Source organism: Xanthomonas sp. NCPPB 1638 (assembly GCF_041475635.2).
Taxonomy (GTDB): domain Bacteria; phylum Pseudomonadota; class Gammaproteobacteria; order Xanthomonadales; family Xanthomonadaceae; genus Xanthomonas; species Xanthomonas cucurbitae.
Genome location: NZ_CM192984.1, coordinates 4,362,873 through 4,377,802, shown reverse-complemented (window position 1 = coordinate 4,377,802; position 14,930 = coordinate 4,362,873). Strand labels below are relative to the sequence as shown.

15 protein-coding genes are annotated in these 14,930 nt (G+C 67.6%); 4 read left to right on the top strand and 11 right to left on the bottom strand.

Annotated elements, in window-relative coordinates; translation table 11 throughout:
- Window positions 1-106 precede the first annotated feature (106 nt).
- The gene (locus tag ACCQ13_RS19025; protein WP_167526968.1) at window positions 107-1,351 is read right to left on the bottom strand and encodes an efflux RND transporter periplasmic adaptor subunit; all 1,245 of its coding nucleotides are present in this window, start codon (window positions 1,349-1,351) and stop codon (window positions 107-109) included.
- Window positions 1,352-1,753: 402 nt separating this feature from the next.
- On the opposite strand from ACCQ13_RS19025, the gene ACCQ13_RS19020 reads away from it, so the two are divergent.
- The 3 genes from ACCQ13_RS19020 to ACCQ13_RS19010 all read left to right on the top strand — a co-directional run bounded on the left by ACCQ13_RS19020 (window position 1,754) and on the right by ACCQ13_RS19010 (window position 4,500).
- Complete coding sequence (locus tag ACCQ13_RS19020; protein ID WP_104601858.1) at window positions 1,754-2,941, top strand: sensor histidine kinase; 1,188 nt, start codon at window positions 1,754-1,756, stop codon at window positions 2,939-2,941.
- Window positions 2,942-3,020: 79 nt separating this feature from the next.
- Window positions 3,021-3,620, top strand: coding sequence for a response regulator transcription factor (locus ACCQ13_RS19015; RefSeq protein ID WP_104602001.1), 600 nt, complete (start codon window positions 3,021-3,023; stop codon window positions 3,618-3,620).
- A 91-nt stretch (window positions 3,621-3,711) separates the two neighbouring features.
- Window positions 3,712-4,500: a ThuA domain-containing protein gene (locus ACCQ13_RS19010; RefSeq protein ID WP_159407769.1), complete on the top strand. Its 789-nt coding sequence runs from the start codon at window positions 3,712-3,714 to the stop codon at window positions 4,498-4,500.
- 88 nt (window positions 4,501-4,588) lie between these two features.
- On the opposite strand, the gene ACCQ13_RS19005 is transcribed toward ACCQ13_RS19010, so the two are convergent.
- The 9 genes from ACCQ13_RS19005 to ACCQ13_RS18965 form a co-directional block, all read right to left on the bottom strand.
- On the bottom strand, window positions 4,589-5,131 hold the full coding sequence (locus tag ACCQ13_RS19005; protein WP_104601856.1) for a cytochrome b: 543 nt from the start codon (window positions 5,129-5,131) through the stop codon (window positions 4,589-4,591).
- Complete coding sequence (locus tag ACCQ13_RS19000) at window positions 5,128-6,219, bottom strand: catalase family peroxidase (protein ID WP_104601855.1); 1,092 nt, start codon at window positions 6,217-6,219, stop codon at window positions 5,128-5,130. Before ACCQ13_RS19000 ends, ACCQ13_RS19005 begins: the two co-directional genes overlap by 4 nt.
- Before the next feature lie 231 nt (window positions 6,220-6,450).
- The gene (locus ACCQ13_RS18995; RefSeq protein ID WP_104602000.1) at window positions 6,451-7,821 is read right to left on the bottom strand and encodes a leucyl aminopeptidase family protein; all 1,371 of its coding nucleotides are present in this window, start codon (window positions 7,819-7,821) and stop codon (window positions 6,451-6,453) included.
- 52 nt (window positions 7,822-7,873) lie between these two features.
- The gene (locus ACCQ13_RS18990; protein WP_159407768.1) at window positions 7,874-8,599 is read right to left on the bottom strand and encodes an HAD family hydrolase; all 726 of its coding nucleotides are present in this window, start codon (window positions 8,597-8,599) and stop codon (window positions 7,874-7,876) included.
- A 115-nt stretch (window positions 8,600-8,714) separates the two neighbouring features.
- Window positions 8,715-9,821, bottom strand: a complete 1,107-nt coding sequence (locus ACCQ13_RS18985; protein ID WP_104601853.1) for an AI-2E family transporter — start codon at window positions 9,819-9,821, stop codon at window positions 8,715-8,717.
- Between the two features lie 203 nt (window positions 9,822-10,024).
- The gene (locus ACCQ13_RS18980; RefSeq protein ID WP_104601852.1) at window positions 10,025-10,408 is read right to left on the bottom strand and encodes a hypothetical protein; all 384 of its coding nucleotides are present in this window, start codon (window positions 10,406-10,408) and stop codon (window positions 10,025-10,027) included.
- Complete coding sequence (locus ACCQ13_RS18975) at window positions 10,405-10,893, bottom strand: phage holin family protein (RefSeq protein ID WP_159407767.1); 489 nt, start codon at window positions 10,891-10,893, stop codon at window positions 10,405-10,407. Before ACCQ13_RS18975 ends, ACCQ13_RS18980 begins: the two co-directional genes overlap by 4 nt.
- Before the next feature lie 3 nt (window positions 10,894-10,896).
- A complete protein-coding gene (locus tag ACCQ13_RS18970; protein WP_104601850.1) occupies window positions 10,897-11,259 on the bottom strand; it encodes a hypothetical protein in 363 nt (120 codons plus the stop codon).
- Window positions 11,260-11,375: 116 nt separating this feature from the next.
- Window positions 11,376-12,812 carry a Do family serine endopeptidase gene (locus tag ACCQ13_RS18965; protein WP_104601849.1) on the bottom strand — a complete coding sequence of 479 codons (1,437 nt, stop codon included), beginning with the start codon at window positions 12,810-12,812 and terminating at the stop codon, window positions 11,376-11,378.
- Window positions 12,813-13,060: 248 nt separating this feature from the next.
- Here ACCQ13_RS18965 and ACCQ13_RS18960 point away from each other — a divergent pair, with 248 nt between their 5' ends.
- Window positions 13,061-13,840 (top strand): histidine biosynthesis protein HisIE, encoded by a 780-nt coding sequence (locus tag ACCQ13_RS18960; protein ID WP_104601848.1) that lies wholly within the window; start codon window positions 13,061-13,063, stop codon window positions 13,838-13,840.
- A gap of 166 nt (window positions 13,841-14,006) precedes the next feature.
- Here ACCQ13_RS18960 and ACCQ13_RS18955 read toward each other — a convergent pair whose 3' ends face one another.
- Window positions 14,007-14,894 (bottom strand): TIGR01777 family oxidoreductase, encoded by an 888-nt coding sequence (locus ACCQ13_RS18955; protein ID WP_159407766.1) that lies wholly within the window; start codon window positions 14,892-14,894, stop codon window positions 14,007-14,009.
- Window positions 14,895-14,930: the final 36 nt, after the last annotated feature.

Below are 14,930 nucleotides of genomic sequence, written 5' to 3'. Positions count from 1 at the left end.
GGACGCTGCTGTGGCAGCGATGAAAAGCGACATTCAGGCACAGCAGCAACGACAACCCGTACCGGGCCGCAACCGCAGCGCGTGTGCGCTGCCACCACGAAAACGGCTACTCGGCCGCATCCGGCTCCGCTTCGGCCACCGTGCCACCCTCCTTCAACGTCTGTGGCGGGTTCAGCACTACGCGATCGCCCGCATGCAATCCGGTCAGCACTTGCCGGTCGTCGCCCATCACCAGGCCGGTGGTGACTTTCCTGGCGGCCACGGTGTTGCGTTCGCCGACCACGAACGCCAGCGTGTCGCCATCGCGTTCGACCAGCGCCGCAGCAGGGACGCGTACGCCCTGCGGCGTGGCGGCCTGCTGCGGCTTGGCCGCCTCCAGGAAGCTCACCCGCACGCCCATTTCCGGCACGATGCGGGCGTCCTTGACCTTGAGCGCCACCCGCACCTTCACCGTGGCCTTGCCGCGGTCGGCAGTGGGAATGATGGCGATCACCTCGCCGGGAATCTTCCAGTCCGGGTAGGCGTTGAGCACCGCTTCCACCGGCATCTTCGGTTGCACGCGGCCGATGAAGGACTCGCCGACTTCCACTTCGATCTCCAGCGACTCCATGTCCACGATGGTGCCGATCCCGGTGCGGGTGAAACCGCCGCCGGCCGACAACGGCGAGACGATTTCGCCCGGCTGCGCCGCCTTGGCAGTCACCACGCCGGCGAATGGCGCACGCACCACGTTGAAGTCCGAACGGATGCCGGCAATGGCCAACTGATCGGCCGCCACCTGCACGTTGCGTTGCGCGTTCTGCAGCTGCGCGCGCAGGGCATCGCGCTGCGCGATGGCCTGCTCGTACTGCGAGCGCGACACCAGCTGCGCGCCGACCAGCGACTGCAGGCGCGCGGCATCGGCATTGGCCACCGCCAGCTGCGCTTGCATGTTGTCGACCTGGCTGCGCGCGGCCGACAGTTGCGAAGCCGACAGCGTGCGCTGCGCATCGGCATCCAGTGGGTCCAGCGTGGCCATCACCTGGCCCTGCTCGACGCGCATGCCTTCTTCGATCATCACCTCGCGCACCTTGCCGGTGACCTGTGCCGACACCGTGGCCATGCGCCGGGCCACCACGTAGCCGGATGCGTCCAGTACCGAGGCGCTGCTGCTGCCGGCACTGATCGCCACCACCGGCGCGGTCTGCACCTTGACCACCGGCGCGCGGGTGAACCACCAGGCCGCCGCTGCCAGCACCAGCACCAGGACGATGGCGGCAATGATCCAGCCGCCACGGCGTGCAGGCGGCGGTGTGACCGGCTGCTGGCGGTCGATACGGAGTTGCTTGAGCAGATCGGCGGAGGTGTTCATCGATAACCAGGACGGAAGGCTGCGCAGAATGTGACGGGCCAGCAGGCCCGCTGCAAGCTGCCGGAGGCCACCAATGGCACCGTGGCGACAGACGGTCGCACGGCCCGGCATGCCTGCGAGGTGCTGCGCAGCATGCGGCCGCACCGTCGCACCCACCAGTGACAGCTGTCACTCCACGCCGATGACAGGCGCGACTGTCATCGGCCGGGGCTGGCGGCCAGGATGCATTGCCCGACCAGCGCGCCAGCCCGGAAGCCCTGTCCGCGCGGCGGCCTCGCATCTCGTCGCAAGGGCCAGCGGCCGACAGCCACGGGGGCACTCGCCCGGCATCGCCCTGCCGCTGCGTTGATACAGGCAAGCCGGGCAGTGGCAGAATCCATCCACCCCTCGGGACCGACCGCGATGCATGTGAAGCTTCCCGCCTGGCTGCGTCCGGCCACAACCTCGCGCGTGGCGGCGCGCCTGGCGCAAGCGCAGTCGCCGTGGATGGACAGCGTGCACCTGCTGTGGTCGGCCTGGGTGTTCGTGGTGCCGGTGTTTTCTCCGCGAGGCTACGACACCACCTGGTTGCTCTGCACCCTGCTGTCGTATCCGCTGTTCCTGCTGTTGTACGCGCGCATGTTGCTGGCGCCACGCGACACCTTGAACCGCTATGCCTGGGCAATGGGGCTGCTCAGTGCCGCCCTGCTGCCGGTGTACACGGCGGGCATCAGCTACTTCGTGTTTGCCTGCCTGAGTCTGCGCCCCTCCACGCGGCAGGCGCTGTGGCGGCACTTCGCGCTGTTGCTGGTGCTCAATGCCGGCTATCTGGCCTGGGCGCATTGGCTCGGGATGGCCTGGCCGTCGCTGGTGTGGTTGCCGGTGTCGGTGCTGGGCATGGCTGCGGTTGGCGCGGTCTACAGCGTCAACGAACGCAAGGACACGCTGCTGCGCTTGTCGCAGGATGAAGTGCGCCGGCTGGCGGCCACCGCCGAGCGCGAACGTATCGGCCGTGACCTGCATGACCTGCTGGGCCACACCTTGTCGTTGGTGGCGCTCAAGTCCGACCTGGCCGTGCGCCTGATCGAGCGCGATCCGCAGGCAGCGCGCGGTGAGATCGCGGCGGTGGCGCAGATCTCGCGCGATGCCCTGGCGCAGGTGCGCCATGCCGTCACCGGCATCCGTGCGGCTGGGCTGGTGGCCGAGCTGGCATCGGCGCGGGTGCTGCTGGACATGGATGGGATCGTGCTGGAAGACCGGCTGGAGCCGCTGCCACTGCCGTCCGGGCACGAGACCGCGCTGGCCCTGGTGCTGCGCGAGGCAGCCACCAACGTGCAGCGCCATGCGCAGGCCAAGCGTGTGCGTGTCAGCCTGCAGGCGCAGGGCGGACAGGCCCTGCTGGACATCACCGACGATGGACGTGGCGGGGTGATCGTGCCCGGCAACGGCCTGGCCGGCATGCGCGCGCGCCTGCAGGCCGTGGGCGGTGCGCTGGAGGTCGAGGCGTTGCCGCGTGGCATGCGCCTGCGCGCGAGCGTGCCATTGCCGCAGCCTGTGCCGGAGCCGGCCCAACCGCCTGCGCCGCTGCCGTTGGCGCCGCAACCACGCTGAGCGCCGGCCGGCCGCTGCACCTTGCCGGCCCGCGCTGCTATCGTGCGCAACCGTTGCACAAAGGCGAGCGCAAGTGACGATCCGGGTGTTGTTGGCCGAAGACCAGGCCTTGTTGCGTGGCGCGCTGGTGGCCCTGCTCGGGCTGGAAGACGATATCGCCGTGGTCGGCAGCGCCGGCGATGGCGAGAGCGCCTGGCGCGAGTTGCAGCGGCTGCAGCCGGACGTGCTGGTCACCGATATCGAAATGCCCGGGCTGAGCGGCCTGGAGCTGGCCCAGCGCATCCAGCGCCATTCGCTGCCGGTGCGGGTCATGATCGTCACCACCTTCGCGCGCCCGGGCTTTCTCCGGCGCGCGCTGGATGCCGGAGTGGCCGGCTACCTGCTCAAGGATGCGCCGGCCGAACAACTGGTCGGCGCCTTGCGTCAGGTGCATCGCGGTGGCCGGGTGATCGACCCGCAACTGGCGATGGATGCCTGGGTGGAAGCAGACCCGTTGAGCGAACGCGAGCGCACGGTATTGCGCCTGGCCGGCGAAGGCCGCTCGGCCAGCGAGATTGCGCAACAGCTGCAGTTGTCGCACGGCACCGTGCGTAACTACCTGTCCGAGTGCATCGGCAAACTCGGTGTGGCCAACCGCATCGAAGCGTATCGGCTGGCCCGGCAGAAGGGCTGGTTGTAGAAACGCGCCACCGCCATGCCAAACCCATGCGAAGGCATGCCGCAGGGATGCAGCTACACTGCGCAACCAGCGTGGACATGGCGAGCGACACATGAAATCCCTATGGCTGTTCGGCCTGCTGCTGGCCTGCGCAGGCAATGCCTGCGCCGAGCAGTTCAAGGTTCTGGTGGCGGCTATCCCCAATCAGTATCACCATGACTATATCCCCGTCGCCAAGCCGCAGTTCGAAGCGATGGCGCGCAAGTATTATGTGGAGATGGTGTGGGCATGGAATGCCAAGGCCTTCGATGGCGATCTTTCGCAGTACGCGGCCATCGTGCTGCTCAATACACCGGCCACCGACCTGGACCCGGCCCAGCGCGCCAATTTTCAACAATACGTGCGCAATGGCGGTGGCGTAGTCGCCGTGCACAAGGCCTTTGCGATCAAGCGCGGCGAGTGGGAGTGGTACGACCACCTGATCGGCCGTTCCTTCCGCACCCATCCCTACCTGCAGACGGCGATGGTCGACGTGGTGGATGCCAACTTCCCCGCCACCGCCGGCCTGCCCAGGCGCTGGGTATGGAGCGATGAGTGGTACGAGTACGACCCACCCTACAGCGACGATCTGGTCACGCTGTTGACGGTGGATGAAACCAGCTACGACCCCACGCTGATCTGGCCGGGCCAGGTCGCCAAGGGCATGGGCAAGCACCACCCGGTGGCGTGGTACCACCATTTCGAAGGTGGCCGTGTGTTCGCCACCGCGCTAGGCCACCAGGCCGAGGCGTACAACGACCCGCGCTATCTGGAGCATCTGTATGGCGGGATTTACTGGGCCGCCACCGGCAAGGGCATCGAAACGCCTGCACCAGCGGCCAAAGCAAAGCGCCGTGATTGACGCCTAGCCGCCTCTCCCTCCTGGGATGAGTACATCCGCGCAGTGAAATCACTTCGTGCAAGACGAGTTCCACCACTCATCCAATCCATCAACGCGCCGACCGCTGCCCACGCACCATGCTGGAAAACACCCCATCGCGGCGCACCCAGGCATGGAACAGGGCCGCGCTCAGATGCCCCAGCACGGTGGCGAACAACAGGTACGCCAGCCAGCCATGCGCGCTGCGCAGCCAGGCGTACAGCGCCGGATCGTGCGGGGCGATCGGCGGCAGGTTGGCGCCTGGCCACAGTACGATCGGGTAGCCACCGGCCGACAGCATCGCCCAGCCGATCAGCGGCATGCCCAGCATCAAGGCGTACAACAGCCAGTGCGAGGCGATCGCCGCGGCCTTCTGCCAGACCGGCAGGTCGGCAGGCAGCGCCGGCGGGCGATGGCGCAGGCGGTTGACCAGGCGCAGCACCGCCAGGATCAGGATTGCGATGCCCAGTGGGCGATGCAGGTCGATCAACCACGGCCGTTGCGTCACCGAGGCGACCATGCCGACGCCGACGAACAACATGGTCAGGATCATCGCGGCCATCAGCCAATGCAGCACGCGTGCGGGGAGATTGAAATGCGTCGGGCGGCTCATTGACCTGCTCCCTGGCCGGTGGCGGCACTGCCGGTGCCGCTGGCGATCTCGCGCTCGCGGCGGTTGAACGATTGCGAATACACCGACGAACGCGCGGCCAGGATCGGGTCGTTGGAGGCGGCAAGGCCCTTGGGCAGGATCAGCGGGTCGTAGTTCAGATCGCGGCACGGCCCGGTGGCCTGCGGCTGCGCACGATCCAGGGTCAGTGTGCCGGCCACGATCTGCTTGCGGTTCTGTGGCCACGGCTGCGAGGGGTCATCCACTGCATCGCCGGGTTCGGCCACGGTCAGCACCATGTCCCAGCGCAACGGCCCCTGCGCCAGCCGCGCGTCCAGATCGGTGGCGAGAAAATCGCCATCGGCCTGCTTGCGTTGCTCGGCGCTCAATTCCTTGAACGGCGTATGCGGGCGCATCGACCAGCGGATGTAGCGCTCGCGCCCGTCGGCTGCAACTGCGCGGAAGGCGTTGACGCCGTTGTACTGCGTATTGGCCCAGCTATCGGACCAGGGCGCGGTCTTGGCCCACTGCTGGAACTTGGCCGCCTCCGGATACTGCTTGCCAAATGCCGCCAGCTTGGCCGGGTCCGGTTTGCCGGTGGCCGGGTCGGGTCTGGAGGCCACGCTCAAGGCCTGGAAACCGGCCGGCGTGGCCACCACGAAGAATGGGAAACTGTTCATGGCCGTGCGCCATTCCTGTCCGTCGTCACTGCGCAGCAGTAGCGCCATGCTGCGCACGCGCGCCTGTCCATCGGCGCCATGCGGGTCGCCACCGCCGATCGACATCCGTCCCAGCACCGGCGTGCTGGTCTGGCCGAAGACGCGCGCCGACGATAGCCAGCTCGCCTTGCCGCTGGACTGGAACTGTCCGCTGACGCACACGCCCTTGGTATGCGCGCGCCGGAAGCCCGGGTGCGGCGGGCCGCTGGATTCGATGGTGTCGGTCATGCGCGCGGCGGTCAGCCGGTCGCCGCCGATCCAGCCAGCGGTCCACGCGAAGGCGATGGCAATGCCACCGGCAATAGCCGCAATGCCCAGCAGCGGCAGCACCGGATGGCGCGCGCGCTGGGGGGAGGGAGGTGGCAATGTCATGGCTGGCTCCGGCGGGGCGATGGGCGGCGTGTGGCAGGGCGTGCGGCCGCGCCTTCGCCGCCGCCGACCACGCCTTGGGCGCATCATCCGCAACACGCTGCGGTGGGCGTGTGAGGCCAGCGCCGCGGCGCAGCGCCTGGCACGCCAGGTGGTTCCAGACAGACGCTACCGCTGCCGCGCACAGGGCGGGCGGGTGTCCAGGCGCGCCGCAGCCCAACGGCGCCAGGCTGCTCAGCCGGCGTAACGTTGCTGCAGCATCGCAAACGCCGAGCGCAGCGCCAGCGCTTCGCCACCGGCCGGGCGCCCCGGTCGGTCGCTGTCGTTCCAGGCGTAGACGTCCAGATGCGCCCATGGCTGGCCCGGTGCGACGAAGCGCTCCAGATACAGCGCGGCGGTCACCGCGCCGGCCATGCGCGAGCCGGCGTTGGCCAGATCGGCCACATGGCTGTTGAGATAGCGCAGGTAAGGCCGCCACAACGGCATGCGCCAGACCGGGTCGCGGGTTTGCTCGCCGGCGCTGATCCAGGCCTGTGCCAGCGCATCGTCGTTGGCGAACAACGCCGGCAGATCCGGGCCCAGCGCGATGCGCGCCGCGCCGGTGAGGGTGGCGAAATCCAGGATCAGGTCGGGCTTCTGCTCGGTGGCGTAGCTCAGTGCATCGCACAGCACCAGACGGCCTTCGGCATCGGTGTTGTCCACTTCCACGGTGACGCCGGCACGGGTGGTGAGCACTTCGCCGGGGCGAAAGGCATTCGGGCCCACGGCGTTTTCCACCGCCGCAATCAGCAGGGTGAGCCGAACCGGCAGTTGCTGCGCCATCACCAGCCCGGCCAACGCCAGCGCGTGCGCGGCGCCGCCCATGTCCTTTTTCATGTTGCGCATGCCATCGGCGGGCTTGAGATCCAGCCCGCCGGTGTCGAAGCACACGCCCTTGCCGACCAGCACCAAGTGCGGATGCGCGGCATCGCCCCACTGCAGCTGGATCAGCCGCGGCGCACGATGCGAGGCGCGGCCCACGGCGTGGATCGTGGGGAAGTTCTGCGCCAGCAGCGCATCGCCCACGATGGCCTCCGCCTGCGCGCCGTGGGCCTGCGCCACGGCACGGGTGGCCGCTTCCAGCTGTTCCGGGCCCATGTCTTCGGTGGGCGTGTTGACCCAGTCGCGCACGCGGATGCAGGCCTCGATCAACGCGCGCGTCGCCGCAGACGGCGTGGCCGCCAGTTCGGCAGGTGCGCGCGGTACCTTGCGGTAGCGCGCAAAGCGATAGGCGCCCAGCCCCCAGCCCAGGTGCAGCAACGCTTGCTCGGCAGCATCCAGCGGAGTCGCCACGGTCCAGCGGCTGGCCGGCGGCAACGCCATCGGCGCATGCGCATAGGCGTAGGCATCGGCGCGGTCGCCGATCCCGATGACCGCCCCTGCCAGGCCCTGCTCGTCCGGCAGCAGCAACACGCTACCCGGTGCGGCATCGAAACGCTGTGCCTGCGCCCACGCCAGCACGCGCGTGGGCTGCGCGGCGCACCACTGCGCGAAGCCTTCGCGGTCGAGTACGTGCAGCGGCAGCGCGGCGGCGGTGGGATCGGTGAAACCGGTGAGGTGCGACATGGACATCCTTCAATGGCGCCGTGCGCCAGATGGGGGCGGCTCAGGCGGGAGGTCAGATACCATCGCGCGCGCCGCCGGGGTGCGGGTGCTGGGCATCCAGCCAATCGGCCAGCCCGGTGAGGCTGTCGAATTCCAGATCCGGTCGCTGGGTGGGATGCGACCACTGCGCGCCGTCGCGGTTGATCCAGCACGCGCGCAGCCCGGCATCCAGCGCGCCGAGTACATCCATGCGCTCGTGGTCGCCTACGTGCAGCACCTGTGCAGGCGGTACCTGCAGGCGTGCGCAGGCGGCCAGGAAGATGCTCGCCTCCGGCTTGGCGCTGCCGTGTTCGCGTGAACCCAGCTGGAAGGCGAAGTGGTGCATCAGCCCGATGCGCTGCAGGTCGGCATTGCCGTTGCTGAGCGCGGCCACCGGCACGTGCCGGGCCATGCGTGCCAGCGCGTCGAGCGCATCCGGGTAGCACTCCACCTGGTTGCGTGCGGCATAGAACACTTCGTAGGCCGGCTCCACCAGCGCCAGATCGCCGCCGCTTTCGCGCAAGGCCATTTCCAGCGTCAACCGGCGCAGCGCGCTCAGGTCATGATGCAGCTGCGGGTTGTCGGCGAAGCTGCGCTCGCGCAGCGTGCGCATGGCCTCCACCGGAAAGCGCTCGGCGGTCACCGGACTATGCTCGCGCATCCAGTCGTATAACACCTGGTCGATGCGCGCACCGATCGGTGCGAAAGGCCACAACGTATCGTCGAGGTCGAGGGTGATGGCGCTGATCTGGAAGCTCATCACGCGATTTTACGGCTGTAGCGTGGGAATGGGGAATCGGGAATCGGTAGAGCAGTGCAGCTGCGGGCCGCATCACTGCTCTTGCGATTCCCCATTCCCCATTCCCCATTCCCGGCTACTCAAGCAACCTTGCCCAGCGCTGCGTGCCCTCCACCCGGCTCAGCACCATCTTGATACAGACCAGCAGGGGTACCGCCAGCAGCAGGCCGACCATGCCCCATAACCAACCGAACAGCATCAGCGCCAGGATCAGCATCAGTGGCGAGATCGCCATGCGGCGGCCCAGCACGATGGGGGTCACCACCTGGCCTTCGATGGTATGCAGCGCCAGGTACAGGATGGCGGGCAGCAGCGAAGACAGCGTGGTGCGGAATTCCACAAAGCCCATCAGCAACATCAGCATCACGCCGATCAGCGGGCCAACATACGGCGCGAAATTGAGCAGCGCCACCACCGTGCCCCACAACAGCGCTTCCGGCAGGGGAATTTGCAACGCGTAGAGAATGCCGGCGAACACCAGGCCCACCAGCGTATTGATGACGCTGATGGTGAGCACATAACGCGATACCTCGCGCTCGATATCCAGCATGATTTCGGTGGTGAAGCGTTGCTGCTGCCGATTGGGCAGCAGGGCGATCGCGTGCCGTTGCAGGCTCTCGCCATACACCATGAAGAAAAAAGTCAGCAGCACCACCGCCAGCACCGAGGCGGCCAGCTTGGGTGTGCGCACCAGCATCTTGTACGGGTCATCCATCTGCGTGCGCACGATCTGCACGCCGCGTTGCCCGCCACCGCCGGCCGCACGCGCGAAATTCTCCGCCGCCTGGTTGGCCTGCATTACCGGCTTGGTGAGGTCGTGCACGTCGCGCGCAATCTGGCGCATCTGTCGCGGCGCCTGCTGCACCCATTCCGCTGCCGGACCCGCCAGCTGCACCGCCAACGCCACGGTGGCGGCCAGGCCCAGGCACAACACCATCAACGCAGCCAGGAAGCGCGGAATGTACAGCTTGCGCAGCCCGCGCAGGATGGGGTTACCGATTAGCGCAAAGAACGCTGCCAGCATGATCGGCAGGATGATGGTTTGCGCCGCCCACAGCGTGAAACCCACTGCCAGGGTCGCCAGCACCACCAACGAGGCGGGAGCGCGCGGGCGAGGTGCCGGTGTCGGCGGGAGCGGATCTGCCGGTGCGGCAGGATCGGGTGAATCGATGGGAAGAGACATGCGCGCCCTGGCAGCAGACTGGCGTGCTGCCAGCGGTGCGCCATTATCGGCACACTGTGTCAACAGCGCGCACAGAACATGTGCGTGCAGTATTCACCACGCGCCCGTGTGGGGAGACCGTAGCGGAGATGCAATGCCGATGATCGCCCTGGTAGGCCAACTGGCTGTCTGCGCGTTGGCCACATCGTCAATGCAGGACTGGCTCAGGCTGCGCGTTCCACCGGCACCTGCACGACCGTCACTGGCGGATCGGCCGCCACCTCTTCGGCGTTGTCCGCAGCACGTTCGGCCTGCTCGGAGGCCTCCTGCGCGCGGTGGGCGGTGAACAACGCAGAGAGCGTGCTTATCATCTGCAGGATCTTGGGAATGCCGCCCAGTTTGCCGGCAATGCTGCCGAGTGCGGCCTGCGGTTCGTTACGGCCGGTGACAAACCCCACTCCGAACCCCACTGCCAGAATCCGCAGTGGCGACCAGCCGGCGCGCCAGCTGTCCCGCAACTGACCCCAGTGTGCGCGTGTTTCCTGCGCACGGCCTTCAACCAACAGCTCAGCGCGATCCACGCGCTGACGCAAGGTGCCGAATTTCATGCGCGTCCTCCGCTGGCGGGCGAGGACGTTGTGTCCTCGTCACCGCTGCCGTCATCGAAAATGCCCAGTTCCACCAGCTGACGCCGCGTAGCGTTCAGGCCGGTGTGGTCGAAGTAGAAGAACACCCGCCACGCTGCGATGCCGGTGACCACCAAGCTGGCCAACGCAGTAAAGAACATGGCCTGGAACCACGACAACCCGGCACGCTGCAACAAGGCGATGATCGCACCCGCCAGCAACAGCCAGGACGAGGCGCCGAACACCACCGCCACGCACGCCCAGGCCAGGCCGCGCCCGAAGGCGCTGCGGGCCAGTTGCAGATCGGCCGACACCAGCCGGCGTAGCGCGCGACCGGTGTCCTTGGCCGACCCCAGCGTCGCGCGGCCGGCTGTGCCGACAGCGCGTACGCTTTCATCCAACCCCGGCGTTGCGCCGCGTCCGTCGGGGGCGTCCGGACCGGGCGCCGTGGAAGCCTGATCGCTCACGGATCAGTTGTCGTTGCTGCGTGCCAGCTTGGCAATGACCCAGCCAGCGGCGAATGCCACGCCGAACGCGGCCAGCGGGCGCTCGCGAATCAGGTCGGTGGCGCTATCGAGCAGGTCATTGCCCTTGGCGACCAGCACGTCCATCTGTTCCTTGGCGGCGGCACCGCCGAACTCGGCGGCGGCCATGCCGGCCAGCGCGGTGTCGGACAGCTCGGCCTTGACGTTGGCGCGGCCCAGCTTGAGTTCGTCGCCAGCAGCGCTGGTGGCGCCCTTGACGGCTTCACCGGCGGCGCTGGCAGCCGACTTCAGGTGGGTGCCGGCTTCGCTCAGGTTGTCCTTCAGCTGTTCGGTATTGGTGGGGCTCATGCGATATCTCCTTCGGTCGTTGATGGCAGCCGCCACTCACGTGCGGTCGTGCAATAGCAATAGCATCGAGATGGTGTAGGAGGTGTTAGTGGAATGCCGTCGCACTGCACATCACCTCAACGCATCAATGCGTCGTATTGCGCGTTGCCACGCAGGATGCGCACCACCAGTTGCTGCGGTTTGCGCTGGAAGTTGGCACGCCAGCTGGCCAGGTCGGTCACCTCGCCGACGCTGCTGGCCACGATCACATCGCCAGAGACCAGGCCGTTGGCCGCCGCCCGCCCGCCGCGCTTGACCTCGCTGACCATGACCCCACTGATACCGGATTGGCGCAGCGACTCGGGCAGGTCTGCGAACGTCGCGCCGCCCAGGCGTGGGTCCAGCATGTCGCCGGCGACCGTGCGGTCCTGTTCCTTGAGGGTCGCCTTGAGCTTGAGCGGCTTGCCGTCGCGGCGGATATCCAGGGTCACCGCGCTCCCGACCGCCTGCAGACCTTCATAGTTGTGCAGGGCTTCGGCGCTGTCCACACGCTGGTCGTTGGCGGCCACCACGACGTCGCCTGGCTGCACCCCGGCCGCGGCTGCGGCCGAACCCGGCAATACACGCGTCACCAGCGCGCCGCGTTGCGATTCCAGGCCAAGGCCTTGCGACATCTGCTGGGTGAGGTTCTGGGTTTCCAGGCCCAGCGTGCCGCGCACCACCACACCCTTGGTCACCAGCTGCTCGACCACGTTGCGTGCCAGGTTGGACGGAATCGCCAGGCCCAGGCCGATGTTGCCGGCCATGCTGCCTTGCGGATTGAAGCTGGCGGTATTGATGCCCACCAGTTGGCCTTGCAGGTTCACCAGCGCACCACCGGAATTGCCGGGGTTGATCGACGCATCGGTCTGGATGAAGTTCTGGTAGCCCAGCCCGCGGATACCGCTGCGGCCCACCGCCGAGACGATGCCGGAGGTGACGGTCTGGTTGAAGCCGAACGGGTTGCCGATGGCCACCACGAAATCGCCGACGCGCAGCTGGTCGCTATCGGCCAGCTTGATGTCGGTGAGCTTGTCGGCCTTGATGCGGATCAGCGCGATATCGGTGTCGGCATCGGAGCCGATGAAGTCGGCCTTCACCGTGCGTCCGTCGCCGAGCGTGACCTGCACGTCGTCGGCATTCTCGATGACATGGTGATTGGTGAGCACGTAGCCCTTCTGCGCATCGATGATGACGCCCGAGCCGAGTGACTCGTTGATGCGCTCCTGCGGAATCTCGGGAAACAGCCGGCGCAGGATGGGGTCGTTGAAGAAGGGATTGCGCACCCGCACCACCTGCTTGGTGTTCACGCTCACCACCGCCGGCATCGCCTGCTGCAGCATCGGCGCCAGTGAAGGCACCGGCTGCCCGGCGGCGGCGGCGGGCAACGCCGCCGTCGCCGGCAGGGTAACAGCGGCATTGCCGGGGGGCGTGGCCTCGGCGCGGTTGTCGAGCCAGGCGTTGATGCCGGTGGCGGCGAAGCCACCGAACGCGGCGGCCAGCGAAAGCGTCAGCAGGGTGGGAAGCGGTCGCATGGAACGGATTCCGGGTTACGCGATGGGCGAAAGACAATTAGGGCGTCTGACGGCATAAATCAAGCTGAACGAGAGTGCCGGCCGGCAATGTAACTGCCGGTGAAAGCAACTGGCCGCCGATGGTGCCGCCGCGTTGACAGCGGTAGATGCCGGGCGTAGCGTCCGCTTGATCCGATGCCTGTTCAGCATTCACGCATGCCGTCGCGCATCGCTCGCGGTTTCAGCACTGACGCCCTGAAGGAGGGTCTATGAGCAACGGCAATGGTGTCACCACAACGCTGTCCGACGCCGTCGATGGCGTCAAGAACACAGCCAACGAACTGAGCGAAACCCTCTCCGCCGCCACCAGTGCGGCGGCCAGCAATGTGCAGCAGGCCGCCGGCGCGGCGGTGGACGAGGTCAAGACGCGCGTGCGCAAGGCGCGTCAGGCCGTTGCTGCGGCAGAGCACAGTGCTGTGGACAAGGCGAGCAAGGCGGCAGGTGCCGTGAAGCGCGGCGTTGCCAGGACCAAGCGCTCGCTGAGCGCGTCCAAAGACGCGGCCAAGGAAAAACTCACTGCGACCAAGGAGGCGGCCAAGCAGCGGTTGACAGCGACCAAGCAGGCGTTGAGCAACACCGGGACTGCCGCCAGGAAAAAGATCGCCGACAGCAAGGCTGCCACCAGGCACAAGCTGGAAACCGCCAAGGCCAACGCCAAGGCCGATGCCGCTGCGCTGAGCAGCAAGACGGCCGCCAAGCGCGCCGCACGCAAGACGGCAGTGGCACAGGTGGGTGCCCGAACCGCAGCGAAGAAAACCGCCGCGACCTCGGCAGCGGTGAAGAAGGCGGTGGCCCGTAGCGTTGCCAAGAAGGCGCCGGCGGCCGGCCGAGCCGCCGTCAAGAAGGTCGCTGTCAAGAAGGCGGTGACCAAGACCGCATTGAAGAAGGCCGCCAAGGTGACCAAGACCCCGGCAACGCGCGCGGTGGCCAAGACCACGGCGGCACGCAAGGCGGTTGGCAAGAAAGTCGCCAAGCGCGTCTCCCGCTGACAGGCAGCGCGGTTGTCGTGGTCATTGCAGGCCAGGGTGACGCAGTGCGCGGCGGTCGCGGCCGCGCGCACTTCCCGCGCTGCAATGGCCGCGTGGCAGCGTCTGTTTTCAGTGTCTGGATCACCGCGCGCCGCCGCGTCAAGGCGTGAGCGGACGACGTGCTGCTTCAGCGCAGCAGAATCGCGCGCAGTGCGGTCTCCAGCTGGACATGTTGAAAGTCGAAGCCCGCCTCCAGCGCACGCTGCGGTACTACACGCTGACTGATGAGCAGCAGATCGGCCATTTCGCCCAGGCCCAGGCGCAGCAAGCCGGCTGGCAGCGTCAGCATGGCCGGGCGCCGCAGCACCCGGGCCAGCGTCTGTGCGAACTCGGCGTTGGTGACCGGTGTCGGTGCGGTGGCGTTGTAGGCGCCTGCCTGGCCGTGCTGTAGCAGCCATGACAGCAACGCGACCATGTCGCCACGATGGATCCAGCTCATCCAGTGCCGGCCATTGCCGAACGGCCCACCGCCGCCAAGCCGGAACGCCGGCAGCATGCGCGCCAGCGCACCGCCGTCGCGGTCCAGCACGATGCCGGTGCGCACCCAGCTCACGCGCGGACCCAGTGCCGCGATCCCGGCTGCGGCGTGCTCCCAGTCGCGGCACAGCACTGCGGCGAAGTCGTCGCCGGCATCATCGGCTTCGGTCAGGATAGTGTCGCCACGCTCACCGTAGTACCCCACGGCCGAGCCGGAGATCAGCACTGTCGGGCGCTGCGCAGCAGGCTGGTGTTCGATCCAGTCGTGCAGCTGGCGCGTGGTGCCCAGCCGCGAGTCACGGAAGCGTCGCTTGCGCGAGGCGCTCCAGCGGCCTTCCGCCAATGGCTCGCCGGCCAGGTTGATGACCGCATCGGCCTGCACGCCCTCCAGCGTGTCCACGGCGACGATGTCGGGGAAGTGACGCGTGGCCCGTTGCACATCCCGGGTCAGCACGCAGACCTGGTAGCCGGCAGCGGACAACGCCGGACACAAGGCCTGGCCGATGAAGCCGGTGCCACCGGTAATGAGCAGACGCATGCGCAAGTCCTGGAGCGAGTCGATGCGGCACGATAG